The 14,071-nt window shown below is 42.5% G+C and carries 14 protein-coding genes and 2 pseudogenes; 1 reads left to right on the plus strand and 15 read right to left on the minus strand.

What is annotated here, in order from left to right:
* Positions 1-45: 45 nt before the first annotated feature.
* The 5 genes from ACN6MW_RS30060 to ACN6MW_RS30080 form a co-directional block, all read right to left on the minus strand.
* Entirely contained in the window at positions 46-891 is an 846-nt protein-coding gene (locus ACN6MW_RS30060; RefSeq protein WP_419876489.1) for a carbohydrate ABC transporter permease, read from the minus strand.
* Positions 891-1,868, minus strand: coding sequence for a carbohydrate ABC transporter permease (locus ACN6MW_RS30065; RefSeq protein ID WP_419873397.1), 978 nt, complete (start codon positions 1,866-1,868; stop codon positions 891-893). The genes ACN6MW_RS30060 and ACN6MW_RS30065 overlap by 1 nt, the downstream gene beginning before the upstream one ends.
* A gap of 149 nt (positions 1,869-2,017) precedes the next feature.
* Positions 2,018-3,652 carry a response regulator gene (locus ACN6MW_RS30070; protein WP_419873398.1) on the minus strand — a complete coding sequence of 545 codons (1,635 nt, stop codon included), beginning with the start codon at positions 3,650-3,652 and terminating at the stop codon, positions 2,018-2,020.
* The gene (locus ACN6MW_RS30075) at positions 3,637-5,409 is read right to left on the minus strand and encodes a cache domain-containing sensor histidine kinase (protein WP_419873399.1); all 1,773 of its coding nucleotides are present in this window, start codon (positions 5,407-5,409) and stop codon (positions 3,637-3,639) included. Before ACN6MW_RS30075 ends, ACN6MW_RS30070 begins: the two co-directional genes overlap by 16 nt.
* A gap of 473 nt (positions 5,410-5,882) precedes the next feature.
* Positions 5,883-6,926, minus strand: a complete 1,044-nt coding sequence (locus ACN6MW_RS30080) for an oxidoreductase (RefSeq protein WP_419873400.1) — start codon at positions 6,924-6,926, stop codon at positions 5,883-5,885.
* Positions 6,927-7,097: 171 nt separating this feature from the next.
* Here ACN6MW_RS30080 and ACN6MW_RS30085 point away from each other — a divergent pair, with 171 nt between their 5' ends.
* A complete protein-coding gene (locus ACN6MW_RS30085) occupies positions 7,098-7,859 on the plus strand; it encodes a DeoR/GlpR family DNA-binding transcription regulator (protein WP_419873401.1) in 762 nt (253 codons plus the stop codon).
* A 156-nt stretch (positions 7,860-8,015) separates the two neighbouring features.
* Here ACN6MW_RS30085 and ACN6MW_RS30090 read toward each other — a convergent pair whose 3' ends face one another.
* The 10 genes and pseudogenes from ACN6MW_RS30090 to ACN6MW_RS30135 all read right to left on the minus strand — a co-directional run bounded on the left by ACN6MW_RS30090 (position 8,016) and on the right by ACN6MW_RS30135 (position 14,071).
* Positions 8,016-8,174 (minus strand): hypothetical protein, encoded by a 159-nt coding sequence (locus ACN6MW_RS30090; RefSeq protein WP_419873402.1) that lies wholly within the window; start codon positions 8,172-8,174, stop codon positions 8,016-8,018.
* A gap of 3 nt (positions 8,175-8,177) precedes the next feature.
* Entirely contained in the window at positions 8,178-8,720 is a 543-nt protein-coding gene (locus ACN6MW_RS30095) for a hypothetical protein (RefSeq protein ID WP_419873403.1), read from the minus strand.
* A gap of 97 nt (positions 8,721-8,817) precedes the next feature.
* Positions 8,818-9,231, minus strand: a complete 414-nt coding sequence (locus tag ACN6MW_RS30100) for an NUDIX hydrolase (RefSeq protein ID WP_419873404.1) — start codon at positions 9,229-9,231, stop codon at positions 8,818-8,820.
* Positions 9,232-9,411: 180 nt separating this feature from the next.
* Positions 9,412-9,783, minus strand: a complete 372-nt coding sequence (locus ACN6MW_RS30105) for a VOC family protein (protein ID WP_419873405.1) — start codon at positions 9,781-9,783, stop codon at positions 9,412-9,414.
* A 190-nt stretch (positions 9,784-9,973) separates the two neighbouring features.
* The gene (locus tag ACN6MW_RS30110) at positions 9,974-10,918 is read right to left on the minus strand and encodes a hypothetical protein (RefSeq protein WP_419873406.1); all 945 of its coding nucleotides are present in this window, start codon (positions 10,916-10,918) and stop codon (positions 9,974-9,976) included.
* A 33-nt stretch (positions 10,919-10,951) separates the two neighbouring features.
* Complete coding sequence (locus tag ACN6MW_RS30115; RefSeq protein WP_419873407.1) at positions 10,952-11,494, minus strand: GNAT family N-acetyltransferase; 543 nt, start codon at positions 11,492-11,494, stop codon at positions 10,952-10,954.
* A 129-nt stretch (positions 11,495-11,623) separates the two neighbouring features.
* Positions 11,624-12,181, minus strand: a complete 558-nt coding sequence (locus tag ACN6MW_RS30120) for a shikimate kinase (RefSeq protein WP_419873408.1) — start codon at positions 12,179-12,181, stop codon at positions 11,624-11,626.
* A 156-nt stretch (positions 12,182-12,337) separates the two neighbouring features.
* A pseudogene (locus tag ACN6MW_RS30125) lies at positions 12,338-12,669 on the minus strand (SRPBCC domain-containing protein); the annotation flags it as partial.
* Positions 12,670-12,903 (minus strand): annotated as a pseudogene (locus ACN6MW_RS30130) (MFS transporter); the annotation flags it as partial.
* A 412-nt stretch (positions 12,904-13,315) separates the two neighbouring features.
* Positions 13,316-14,071, minus strand: coding sequence for an endonuclease/exonuclease/phosphatase family protein (locus ACN6MW_RS30135; protein WP_419873409.1), 756 nt, complete (start codon positions 14,069-14,071; stop codon positions 13,316-13,318).

A 14,071-nucleotide genomic window follows, 5' to 3' on the forward strand; every position in this document is an offset into this window, starting at 1 on the left:
TTGGTATACGAGGGATGCACAATTTATTATAGAAATGCATTCTTTTTAGCCTTTTACCGATCCGGCTGTTATCCCTTCTACGAAATGGCGCTGGGCCAAGAAAAAGATAAGGACGGAAGGTACGATCGAAACAAGAGACATCGCGAGCAACTGCCCCCATGGGACGGATGACTGGGAATCGACGAACATGCGCAGCGCCAAACCGACCGTGTATTTATCCACCGAGTTAATATAGATCAAATGGCCGAGAAAATCATCCCAGTTCCACAGAAAACAGTAGATCGCTACGGTCACCAATGCCGGCTTCGTCAAAGGCAGCACGATTCGCCAGTAGATGCCGAACCAGCTGCAGCCGTCTATTTTGGCCGATTCATCCAGTTCCTTCGGAATGCCTCTAATAAACTGTACCAAAAGATAGACGAAGAAGGAGCCGCCAATCCCTCCCGCCAGCGTATGCGGAACGATAAATGGCAAAAACGTATCGACCCAGCCCCAGCCGTTAAACATTACATATTGCGGAACCATCGTTACCTGATGGGGCAGCATGAGAGTCACCAAGAGAATCGAAAACCACAAGCCGCGCAGCGGGAAATCGAGCCGGGCAAACGCAAATGCGGTCATACTGCAGGCAACAATACTTGTAAGGAGCACGCCTATAATTAATTGAAAGGTATTCAGATAAAAGTGGGTAAACGTAAATCCAGGTATCGCCGTCCATCCCTCGCTGAAGTTACTCCACATCGGATGCTCAGGATACAGACCGGGCTTCGACATTTCTTCATTCGTCTTTAACGAAGCCCCGATCCACCAAAAGACGGGATACATCATGATTAGGCTTAATAGGCTGAGCGTAGCGTTTTTCTGATAGAAATTTCGTTTAGAGCTCCGCATCATCCTTTTTTCCCCCCATCATTCTCGTAAAATACCCAGTGCTTCGCGCTCACGAAGATCAAGGCAGTGAAAACGGCAATGATCACGAGCATGATCCATGCCAAAGCCGAGGCGTATCCCATCTGAAGCCGTCCGAATGCGCGGTCGTATAAGTATAGAGCGTACATATACGTAGAGTTGATCGGTCCGCCGTGCGTGATGATGAATGCCTGCGTAAACATTTGGAATGAGCCGATCGTTTGAAGCACTAAATTAAACAAAATGACCGGCGAGAGCATAGGAAGCGTAATACTGAAAAACTGTCTGATCTTGGTGGCTCCGTCCACTGACGATGCTTCATAAAGCTCTGTTGATATTTGCTGGAGTCCGGCTAAAAAAATAACCATAGAAGAGCCAAACTGCCAAACCACCAATAAAATCAACGTTCCAAGAGCGGTTTTCGGATTGCTAATCCAGTTCATGCCCTCAATCCCGAACAGGCCCAGCAGCTGATTGAACAGCCCGTCCGAGTTAAAAATGTTTCTCCAAAGAATAGACACCGCAATGCTGGTTCCGATCAAGGAAGGGAGATAAACCATCGTTCTGTAAAAAGACATGCCGCGAATATTTTGCTTTAGCAGCAGCGCAATCAGCAGAGCAGCGAACAATTTGAGCGGAACAGAGAATAGAACAAATAAAAACGTGACCTTAAGGGATTGGATAAACACCGCATCGGAAGTGAAAATCCGTTCATAGTTCCCGAACCCGGTCCATTCCGGCTGCTCCAACAGAGAATATTTCGTGAAAGAGAAATACAACGATTGCAGCATGGGCCAGAACGTCAATAAAAAAAGACCGATTAGCCAAGGGGCTAAAAACAAATATCCGGCTACCGGCGATTCCCATCTGCTCAGAAAACGGCTCAGTAGCGACTTCTTTTTCGGGACCGGTACCGCATTCGCCGCATTAACAAGGACTGTAGAAGAGCTCCGATTCATAGTAGCATCACCTCTGTCTGGTTTATATAAGCTAATCATATAAGACCTGAAGAGAATGAAAAATAGGAACGATGTACACTTTGTTATACATATTAACAAAAATAGAAGAATGCAAATTCATGAGCTCGAATCCGAGACCAGTGAGATAATTACGATTTATTTTTATACAAATCTGTGGGATTGCAGCCGGTATACTTTTTAAATAACGTACTGAAATAAGGCACATATTTATAACCGACCCGGTCCGCGACCTCGTAGATCAAATACTTCCCTTCCAAAATCATTTCTTTCGCCTTTTCCATCCGAATCCGCGTCAAATAGCTGTTGAAGGACTCCCCCATCGCCTTCTTAAAGAGAAGGCTTAAGTAGTTTCTCGAAATATGAATACGATCCGCCAGATCGGATATCGTAATGGGCTCGGCATAATGCTCATGGATAAACTGAACGATAAAATCAACGGCCTGTCGATGCTTAATGTTCTCATTGCTGCTGCGGGAGCCGCAAATCAGTTCAATTTTTCCGTAAAGCCACTCTTTCAGCTGCTCCAGCGTTGTAATGAAACGCAGCTCCCGGGTAACCTCGTTCACCTTCGCGATGTCTTCCAATTGAACGCCGACTTCAAATAGCGTATAAGCAAAAATAGTCCACAGTTCCGAACCCAGCATTTCAAGGTTGCGAGCCGATACAGCCCCGCCCTTGCTCCACTGGTCGAAGTAATCATCCACAATCTCCTTCGCCTTATCCTCCTGGAACAGCTTCATGGACTCAGCCATTTGCTGATAAAATTTAACCGGACGAAGGGAGATCGGGTAAGCTTGCTGCTCAATTTTCTCCCCATGGACATATTCGTATAAGTGGATGCCTTCTATTGGCGCGGTGTTTTTAAAGTAAAGAGCCTGGAACGCCTCCTCGGTCGAATCCGCAATTTCCATCCAATTCGGCTTAAACGTTCCGATTCCGGCATGAAGCGTAATATCCAGGAAGGAGCGGACGCTTTGAATGACCCTTTCCCCAAAGCGGTAAGCTTGCTTCATCGTAAATTCGCTCCATTCTTCATTCGGTGCATGAAGGATAATCGCCGCGTGGCTGCTGAATAACTCTACATAGTGAGAATCCGGCCACTCCTCGCGGGAGAGCTCCTGGATTATGTTTGCGATGGCGAACCTGAACAAGCTTAAATCCTTTGTCGAGGCCCTAGTCACGCGGTCCGTGCGGATAATTTCAATGCCAATCACCGCATGGCGGCAGCCATTCCAATACCGATACGCTTCGGGAACCATCCGGGTATCCGGAAGCTTCGTATGCTCCGGTCCTGTGGTGACCGATTTGATCCATTCTTTCTCCACGAACGGCTCGTACAGCTTCAATTTCTCCTCCAGCTCTTCATTGCGATGTTTTTGCTCCAGCTCTTCCTCCAATTCCTCGATAGTTCTCCCCAGTACATCCTGAATCGTCTGAACGCTAATTGGTTTGTTTAAATAATCAGCGATCCCAAGACGGAGCGCTTGTCTTGCATATTCAAAATCAGCGTAGCCGCTTAAAACAATAATCTTCCCTTGAAAACTAGCCTTGTTCAACTGCTCAACCATATCCAGGCCGCTCAGCACGGGCATATAAATATCGGTGATTACAATATCTGGCTGACACTCCTGAACGACCCGCAGTCCTTCCTCCCCGTCCATCGCCTCCCCGACCCATTCCGCATCAAGCTCCGCCCAGGGGATGACGCTTTTCAATCCTTCCAAAACGTTCCGGTCGTCATCTATGATTACAATTTTCCACATGCTGCATCACCCTGTTCTTCTTTATTGTTTAACACTGGAATACGTATGTGTACCGTTGTCCCGGGGCCATCCGTATTCGGCATCAACTCCAGACCGTAGCTGCTTCCAAAATAAATGTCAATTCGTTCTCTGACATTCCGGATTCCGTATCCCCCTGTTTTTCTCTTTTTCGGCTCCTGCCAGTTATCCCTGAGACCGTTGCCGTTATCGGTTATTCGAAATACGACTTCAGCATTCTTGGTGATCTCCGCACATACCTCGATCGTCCCCTCTTTCTTGCCGTGAAACCCGTGCATAATGGCATTCTCGATAAAAGGCTGCAGCGTCATCTTCGGAATATATAAGTCCCTGATGGTTTCAGGTACATCTACCCGTAAAACGAACCGCTCACCTAAGCGAATCTGCTGAATCTGCATATAACATTCCATGTGCAGCAATTCGTCACGGATAATGATTACGCTTTCACCGTTCGAGAGACCGATGCGGAACATTTTTCCCATTAACTCCAATATGGTGCTCATTTTCTCCTGTCCGCCTGCAATCGCCATCCAATTTAGCTGATCCAAGGTGTTGTACAAAAAATGCGGATTGATCATCGCCTGCAGCGCTTTAATTTCCGCTTCCTTCTGCCTCCGGTATTGATCCTCTAATGAAGAGTACAGCTCCTGAATCCGTTCGATGAGCCTGCGATAGCCTGAAAATAACGCTCCGAATTCATTACGGTATTCTGTCGGCAAACTAACTTTGTTGACATTAACCGAATTTCGGCTCATTTCATGCAGCAGCAGCCCGATCGGCTTCACGAATTGCCGGGAGAAAAACAAGTTGAAGCATAGCGCGATAAGCATGGCTGAGCCTCCTGCTAGCAGCAGTACCATAGCAAGTCGAAAGCTTCCTCCCGTAATATCCTTCCATGGAGTCGATTCGATCAACGTCCAATCCCTATCGAAGTGCTTTGCCCATACCATTAAATGTTCGCTTGAATCCGAAAGGCCGCTGCTAACGGATTTCGTTTTCATATAACCAGACTCGCCTTTGATATTTTCCAAGTAGGCCTCGACCTGGTCCTGCGACATAGTGCCGCCGCCAATCATCGTAATAAGCCGCCCCCCGGAATCGAGCAGAATCCGGTTTGCCGCAGGGTTATGGCTTTCGATCAGCTTCTTAATGGAAGACGCTTTAATATTGAGCAGCAGCAGCCCGCGGTAATCTCCTGCAACTGAATACACCTTACGGACAAAGCTGATGACCCGCTTCTCACCTTGAACGGTTCGAATGTCGTGCTCTCCGATCCAACCGAAGTCGTTATTTTCGATAGCCGGGTTATACCAGACTTCTTCTTTGATTAAATCATGCTCGATAAATTTCACGGGACCTTGTGGCTCAAATTGAAGCGTTTGCTTAATATAGAAATGAACGGACTCAATATCGGGTGTCGAGAAAGTAAGCTGTGCAAGGAACGATTCCATTTCCTTACGCTTCTTGTAATTGGAATACTTGTCCCCCGGCACGTTTACATCATCCAGCAGGTTCGTGTTCCGGGTGGCCGTTAAGGAAATCTGTTCAATCGATTTCATTTGAATATCGACTTTATTATAAAGCTCATTCAGCAGACCTTGCTGGTAATAAGACGTATTCTGCACCATCTGCTGCGCGGAGTATGAATAGGCGATCCAAATGACAATGGTAAGAAGCGTTACGATGAATGCTGCTGAACCGCCAAACAGAAGGTAGTCTATGCGGTATTTTTTAAACATACTAGGTTCGCCTCCTCAATTAATAGCCCTCTGGAGACACTATAAGCATATAGAAGTAAATATTACAAGACATAAGATAGAAATTAAGAATATATGCAAGCTAAAAAAACGTACTCGCCTATCCGTTTCATTTCGGCAAATGACTGGTAGAAACATTCAACAAACCGACATAGATGTAATACTGGATAATAGTCACTTTATTGGATAATAAAATACCGGGAGGTGTAATCGCAACCAGCTTAGCTGGTGTGTTAAGAAAAACCGGGGATCTATGAGGCTAAGAGCACGAAAATGCCATGCTTCATTATGGAAGTCTAAACCTGTCCGAGGTTGGGGCCGGAAAATAGCATGGAAAAAAAGCGGACGCCCTCTTTTCCGACGTTTTCTATAGCTCGTTACGATGTGCATAGTCAAAACTAGGGCAGTCGATGACGCCTTCCGCGAGATCGACGCCCATTCCGCTATCGTCCCCTTTATTCGAATGAAACGACTCTTTTTTCCTGAACGCTCTTTTTAACCAACTCGATAATCTTTATCGTATTCATGGCATCAGCTGCGTTGACAGGAACTGGTTTGTTTTCAGTGATGGATTCGTAAATGCCTTTATAAAAAGATTCATATGCGCCTGTTTTTGTTTCAAGCTTTCCTTTCAGCAGCAGATCACCTACATTTACCGATAATTCTCCATAACTTTCTTCGAGGTCCTTACCCCAAAAAGCGTCGCCGGGAAGTTTCCCTCGCTTTAATGAATCCTCTTGCGAGTCCAAACCATATTTAATAAAGCTGCCCTTATCCCCGTGTATTTGAAATTTAGGACCTGCGCTCTTCACGAACGAACCGGAATGCAAAATAACCCTCAATCTGCCATATCCTAAAACAATATGAAAATAATCATCGGTGACCGAATCGTTTCTTTGGGCCATCACATCGCCATACACCGTTTCGGGAAGTCCAAATAAATGAAGAGCTTGATCGATCAAATGCGAGCCAAGGTCATATAGCATACCCGAGCCTTCCAAATTTTGCTCTCTCCAACGACCGCTTACTTCAGGACGAAACCGGTCATAGTGCGCTTCATACGAATAAATTTCACCCATTACGCCCGACTCCAAGCATTCTTTAACCGTAAGGAAATCATTGTCCCATCTTCTGTTTTGATAAACGCTTATTATTTTATTTTGCTCGGAAGCGATTTCGATCAGTTCTTGCGCTTCTTTGGAATGGATGACGAACGGTTTCTCGACCACTACATGTTTACCCGATAATAAGGCTTGTTTGGCAAATGTATAATGCGTAGTGTTAGGTGTAGTAATGACAATAAGGTCTATTGCAGGGTCTGTGAACAGCTGTTCAACATCGGGAACAACCTGGACGCCAGGATAATCTTCCTTTACTTTCAAAGCATTTGAAGAAACGAATTTTGAAATTTCTAGTCCTTCAACCGTTTGGATAATAGGCGCATGAAAAGTTTTCCCGGAAAAACCGTAACCAATAATGCCGACCTTTACTTTTCTCAAATAATCCATCCCCTTTATATACAAATAAAATTTAAATACGACCTCATGATAAGTTAAAAAACTAAATAGCGCAAGTTTTTTAAGTTTTATACTTACGATTATAAGTAATGTTGAAACATTTAGGCAAGAAACTTATACTTATAAGTGAAATCCTTTTTTGGAAGAGGTCAAATGATGAACCAAGATGAAAGAATACAATTGATTATTCAATATTTAAAAGAGAAACAAAAAATTCAGCTTGAGGATATTTGTGAGCTGTATGGCGTTTCCCGCGATACTGCAAGACGAGACTTAGTCAAATTAGAAGAAGAAGGTGCTATTATTCGTATCCGGGGCGGAGCCATGCTGCCCACTCTTACGAAAAGTATAAGAAGTTACAGGGAACGGATTCAGGACTCTGGAAACAAACGCTCGATTGGTCAATTCGCAGCGTCCCTTATTAAAGATGGAGACTATTTATTAATGGATACCTCGACAACCGTACAATTTACCGCTGAATACTTATTTACGAAAAACAATGTTGTTGTAACCAATTCCATTGATATTGCCGGTGTATTGTGTGAAAACCCGGATATAAAGACACAGCTGCTGGGTGGCGAATTAAATGCCTGGCACCGGAATGTCTCCGGACCCCGTACATTAGAAATGTTAGCCGACTTCAAAGTAGATAAATTGTTTCTTGGCGCATGCGGCATTTCTTCCGCTGGGTTATCGGCCCCTTCTGTTGACGAAGCTTATTTGAAACTAAAGATGATTGAAAGAGCTGATCAAGTTATCGTATTAGCTGACTCGTCTAAATTCGATAAACATCTTTTTCATCGGATTTGCGACTTCGGAAAAATTAATATCATTATTACGGATCAAGAACCTGATTATAATATGAAAAAGATTTTAGAGGACAATCAGGTTGAAATAATCATTGTCTCTGTTTAATCTATTAAACAATCATTAATCATAAAACCCCCGTAAATACAGGCTTGCTGTATGATTACGGGGGTCATATAGGTGACAAATCAACAGCATTCGCTTGATTTCTATTGCGCTAAAGTTTCCCGTTAGCTCAACGCATAATCTGTTTCTAAACTTACTTTATTTTTTATCACGAATGGTAGTTTTGTGTTTATTGCCTTCGCTGTCATAGGTGACCCATTCACCAACAGGCTCGCCCATGTCAAAATACCGTGAACGCTTTATTGTTCCATCGAGACGATACCATTCCCAATAGCCAACTGGCTTATCATCAATCACTTTTCAATACCACTCTGATTTTACTTTCCCGTCTTTATAAAACCTTGTAACTTCTGGATCGTAATTAACGGGTGTATTTGAAAAACTATACCAAATTCGGCCTTTACTGGTTTCGATAATTGTCGCTTCAGTTAAATCTTGGTCTTTATATTTAATCCTTATTTTTTCTAATGCATCTTCGTATATTACACCGAATGATAGGGAAACCAAATCTTCGTCTAATTTTATTTCTCTGGGGTGTAAGTTACTAAACATTCTGGTTAATATTAGATTTTCTTCGTTGAAATGTTTACTACCTGCTCCTACACTCCAACGATATCCAAGATGGGTCTTTTCAATTAAACCCACCGATAAGACATCTTCCTTGCCATAAAAGATAATAGTATGATCCTTAAAATCAATATTATGAAAAATTTCATCAATAGGAATGTTCGTTTCTCTTATTGCTTCATCGAGGGTTTTATAATTTGATTTGTAATAAACTACACTTACAATGGAAACTAACAAAATTATTGATGTGATCAATAAGATTACTTTAAAATTCAATTTTCCACCTCCCCAAATATTTAGATTTCCAAAATGAAAGTTGCGTTTAACTGTCCGTTAACTTATTGCCGGACAGCCGTATTTTTTCGTGCACTTTCTATAATGTTTGCAAAACATCAATGGCACTTTTAAGTGCATTGGTATCCCTCTGTCTACCCTTTTCTGTCATAGTCAGACTTATTAACTTGAATGCCTCTACCATGCTAACCCAACGAACTTCCCGTGTTTCATAATGAAAATTATGTACTATTCCAGTTGGTCTTAGTAAAAAATACTTTGTGACGCAAGTATCTGATTCGTATTCCCCTGGGATCGGTGCAATAACTTCACATACATAACCAGTTTCTTCTCTTACTTCTCTCAATGCTGTGTACTCAGGAGAATGATCTTGTGGATCTCGTCCTCCTTTGGCAAAAGTCCAAATATAGCCTCCCCAAAATCCGCTAGGACTTCTCAGCAATACCTCGCCAGCTTCATTAAAAACAATGCCCCCATAAGCATAATCATCCACTTTTCTCACCCGCCTCAGAAAAAAATATCCTTATTTTACCATGCTAACCTACCCGATAGTATATAAAAAGAGCAGGCTGCCTTAGCCTGCTCCAAAGTGATTTATTCACCTATCATTATCCGTTAGCATAACGTTCTCTTGGTTGAAAGCCCTGATGTACATACAAATTCATTCTCTACTTCATCTGTGCTGATCTATAAGAATGGAATTGCCGTCAGGATCTTCAATAGTAAAACTTGCAGGGCCTTCGCTTGATTCATCTGCTTCAGTTAATAAATTGATTCCTTTTGCTTTTAGCTGTTTTTGAATTTCTCGAATGTCCGTAAACGAATTAAGATTTTCGGCATTTTCATTCCAGCCTGGATTAAAGGTCAGAATATTCTTTTCAAACATTCCTTGGAATAAACCAATTATACAACTTTCATTCTTCATAATGAGCCAATTTTGGGTAAGATCGCCTCCGAACTCTTGAAATCCTAGATTTTCGTAAAATAATTTTGATTTGTAAATGTCTTTTACACTTAAACTTACAGAGAATGCGCCAAGTTTCATATTTCCTCCAATAAAAAATTATTTTTAGTAGGTTTATTGCATAAAGTATACAACATTTCTATAATGAACACATGTTTCACCCCGTATTGTAACCAAGGAAGCAATTATTATTATACAAACAATGCCCCTCAAAAGTATTGTACGATACTAATACTCAACACGTTTTCCCACGTGATTCGAGGTGTGGCGATTAAACAATGATATACCGAAAGTTTTCAACATATGATTCTTTCTTTTGCCCTATTCGCCGTAAATGGTCATAAAAACTATGGGAAAATTTAAATATGTGTCCATAATCCCAATCTTTCTCTCTATAGTCCTTTTCCCAAAACTTAATCTCGATCGGCAGCACGTTCGCTCGTTCCGCCGGTTGCAAAGGCAGTTGATCAACAGGTGAAACCAATTTGATTGAATTTCCGGGTTTAACGTTATGACTGGTTCGCAGAACTTTAATCAGCTTCATTAAAGGCGGTAATCCTCTTTCAAAAAAGGAGACATGGCCTAGGTCATACAAGATGTTTAACGCATGTGAAAAAGTCAGCATATGACCAATCAAATCATGATGAGATTCAGCGCGGTAAATGACGGGAAACTCGCCCAATTGTTCCAGCACAAATGTTGAAAGCTCATTGGGATTCGATATTGCCGGAAAACCTTCTTCGTCCGTAATCTCCATACTTTTCACCTCGGATGCAGAGAACCCAATCCATGACCGTCCCGGAATCGTCCTCTCAAATGCGCGTATGAGATCGGTTATTCCTGATATATCCTCTGTACTTCCCCATCCTTTGAGTTCATGAATGGCCAACAAACTTGCTGCGCTGTAAATTACATTATGGCCAATCCAATGTAACTGATCGATCGATTTATCAAGTGCCTCAAGTATAGCATTTACGGCTGGTTGCTCGTCACAACCGTAACGGTTTTGTACGCTGTTCGCCCCAACAATATTTTTCACCATCGCTCCTGCCTGCGAAATTACCATTTGAGTCAGTTCTTGACTAAGATTATTAGATGTAACGAAAAAATAACTGCCGATAGCAGCAGCTCCAAAGTGAGCCTGCCAAATGTCTCCTGTTTCTTTTTTGCAGGATGAGATGATCGTTAACCCGTCCCTCAAAATGGATTGATTCAATTGATATCCATCTCCCCTATTTTAGCCCCTAGTTCAATCTTTATAGACATCTGATTTGACAAGCCCAAAATAAACTAAGTCTTCATAAATGCCAGACTTTAAGATTTGCTTAGGGAACTTGTCTTCTTTCTTCATCCCTATTTTACGCATAACCTTGTATGATGCTGGATTTTTGGTCATTGCAGCAGCAAATATGCGATTTAAGTTTAACTTTTCAAAACCAAATTCAACTATATGTTGGGCAGCTTCTGTGGCATATCCTTGCCCCCAAAAAGGACGACCAACCCAGTATGCTAATTCAGCCTGGTTTTCTTTTTTAGAAACACGCAGACTTACGCATCCAATAAGCATCCCATTTTCCTTTTGCAACATTGCAAAAGAATAGATTTCCCCTTTTTGAAAAGCGTTTCGAATACGTTCGATCCAAGCTTCAGCGGTACCATCAGGATATGGGTGAGGAATTGAAAGAGTTGTACGTGAAACCTCTTCATTTCCAGCTAAGCTTTGAACCATTTTTGCATCCGAGGTTTCAAATATTCTAAGAATTAAGCGATTTGTTTCATAGCTAAGTCCCATACATACCCCCATATTTAAAAGTTCTCCAAACTCGAAGTATTCACTGAGTGGTTTAGCGGGGCTGCCGATTTATGCCTGTAGCTTTACTCATTGGATTATTAAATTATAGTTACCTGTTTGTGGAATACCCTAAAGCTGGAAGCTCTCTTTAATCAATTTTGCTGTCTCTTCCGGTGTTCGATTGTTTGTTTGAATTCGAATGTAGTTTTCCCTTGTGATCTCACCAGGCAGTGAGTTCAAACGATGATTTTCCATCGTATGAATTAAATCCTTTTCCGATCGTTCAATGTCCCGTTTCGTCGGCTTATGATGTAAACGATGAAGGGATTTATTACGTTCTAGCCTCTTCCTAATGTCAGCCTCGAGTTCTACAAAACATACATCGTGCCCCTTGGATTCGAAGATGCTGCAGGTATGTTCGACAAATTCCCAATCAGCCTGTAAATCGAACCCCCATACGTAGGTAAACATGAATCCGGCACTATTGCTTTTGGACATCTGTTCAAAGATTTCCTTGCGAAATAAACCTGCCAACCTCCACATTTCAGGTCCAAACCCAAAGTAAGGCTCGAGCAGCTCAATCGTCTGATGGTTGTGAAACAACTTCAAAGGCGTGATTTTCTCTAGTTCATGTCCCACAGTCATCTTTCCTACAGCTTGCGGACCAAATATAAGTATGAACTTCATTAATAAGCGTCCTCTCTTACTTAATTAAATAAAAGTTATTACCAGATTACACCATGTATTTAGTGTGAACAACAGCAATTTTATTTCAAGTTAAGTTCAAGGATTCTGCTCGTTGGCTGTTACCGATGGCATCAATATGAGGTTGGTTTCTTACTTTTAAGACATACTTGCCAGTTGCTCCTCAAGACGATCCATGGTCTGTTCGGCACCTGGGACGGCATATGTTTTCACCTTATCAAATACAGCGGCTTTTTCTTCAAAAACTGTGCTGTAAGTGAGCTTGGTCTCACCATTTAAATCCTCAAAGATAGCTGTCGCCAAAAAATGGGGAACACAGCATGATTGATGACGATTCGCTCAGGTTTAACGACCTCGACAATGACGTTTGTGTTGGGATAATCAACGCCATCAGGACCGTGCATAATATACTGCCATATACCGTCCGGTTTCATTTCAAACTTCTGAAAAGTCGTCGTAAAACCGCGAGGTTCTGCACCAACCAGTTTTCGATTCCAATGATCAACCAATACGCCAATCATTGTACCCAAAATGGCTTGAGGTAAAAAACCTACCATTGTTGCCATCGAGAGCACCATTGCAGATCCTGTGGTGTCGGTTAGATACCAAATAATCGCCATTTGCAGGACAGAGCTTGTAATCAGTGCAACCGCCTGACCTGCCCATATTGTAAAGAAACTTCGCTTCCAATTTTTTTGTATCATGTTCATTCTCCCCGTATTTTTTATTGTCTGATTGTTTTAGGCAATAAAAAATACAGATCCAAGTCCATAATGCGGGCTTAGATCTGCATTAATCACGTGAGAGAACACGGCGATACTAGGCATAGCAAAAACGCTATCCAAATCGCAATCTATGTCTACATACGTAAAAATAAGCAGCTCAAAAAAAGCCCACACATGTGGAAAAAATCCGCTTTTTTATTGCCAGCTTATCTAATACGCATGGAATGTAGCATAGATAACGAGCCTCCTCATAAATTATACAGTCAATGATAACCTTGACTCTCAAACTGTCAATTTAGCATTATTACCATCTTCATTCAAACGAGCGAAATTAACAAAAGAATGGATGTGCGACTAGCAGCCTAACATCCATTCTATTTTTCCATAAATGCTATATCTGCAGAGTCGCGGTAATCGGATAATGATCCGATGGGTATTTGCCGCCGTACTTGCCCTTGTCGACATTCACTGACATGATCCGAATATTAGGCGTAACGAATATATAATCGATCGGTTCACCTTCTTCGCCGCCTATGAAACCATGATAAGTACAGCCTGGATATACATCAAGGTCGGTGTATGTATGGCGCAGCCCAGCTTGATTTAGAGTCTGGATCGTTTTGGTTTCCGGTTCGCAATTGAAATCGCCTGTTAAAATCGCGGACGCTCCGCTGGTTATATTCATCTTGTCCAAGATAAGCAAAGCTCCTTTTATCCTTGCTTCCTCGCTTATGTGATCCAGATGCGTATTAAGAATCAAATATTCCTGCCCGTCCATTTGACGCAGCCTCACCCATGTGCAAATGCGCGGACAATCGGTGTTCCAGCTTTTAAAGCCAAGCTGCTCAGGCCGTTCGGACAATCCGAAGGTGCCGCTTTCCACTGGCTTCAGCCTTTCTTTCTGGAAGAAGATTGCGCAAAACTCTCCCTCTTCGCCGCCGAGCCTGCCCTCCCCTATCCATTCATATTCGGGTAGCAGCGCATTTAAGCTCTGCAGCATGGGCAAGCTTCCTTCTTGCGTGCATACAACGGCTGCTCCAGACGCTTTAATCGCTTCTGCGGCTGCCTCAATACGGTTAGGCCAGGCATTTTCCCCGTCCTCCGCGACATGGATACGAAGATTAAATGACATAATCGATAATTCCAC

The organism is Pristimantibacillus sp. PTI5 (assembly GCF_048572955.1).
Classification (GTDB): Bacteria; Bacillota; Bacilli; order Paenibacillales; family Paenibacillaceae; genus Pristimantibacillus.

Excerpts from the sequence above, each read along its gene's own strand:
- ACN6MW_RS30120 (WP_419873408.1), bottom strand. The coding sequence starts at position 12,181 with ATGAAGTTCATACTTATATTTGGTCCGCAAGCTGTAGGAAAGATGACT.
- ACN6MW_RS30105 (WP_419873405.1), bottom strand. The coding sequence starts at position 9,783 with ATGAAACTTGGCGCATTCTCTGTAAGTTTAAGTGTAAAAGACATTTAC.
- ACN6MW_RS30115 (WP_419873407.1), bottom strand. The coding sequence starts at position 11,494 with ATGGGACTTAGCTATGAAACAAATCGCTTAATTCTTAGAATATTTGAA.
- ACN6MW_RS30070 (WP_419873398.1), bottom strand. The coding sequence starts at position 3,652 with ATGTGGAAAATTGTAATCATAGATGACGACCGGAACGTTTTGGAAGGA.
- ACN6MW_RS30075 (WP_419873399.1), bottom strand. The coding sequence starts at position 5,409 with ATGTTTAAAAAATACCGCATAGACTACCTTCTGTTTGGCGGTTCAGCA.
- ACN6MW_RS30060 (WP_419876489.1), bottom strand. The coding sequence starts at position 891 with ATGCGGAGCTCTAAACGAAATTTCTATCAGAAAAACGCTACGCTCAGC.
- ACN6MW_RS30085 (WP_419873401.1), top strand. The coding sequence starts at position 7,098 with ATGATGAACCAAGATGAAAGAATACAATTGATTATTCAATATTTAAAA.
- ACN6MW_RS30065 (WP_419873397.1), bottom strand. The coding sequence starts at position 1,868 with ATGAATCGGAGCTCTTCTACAGTCCTTGTTAATGCGGCGAATGCGGTA.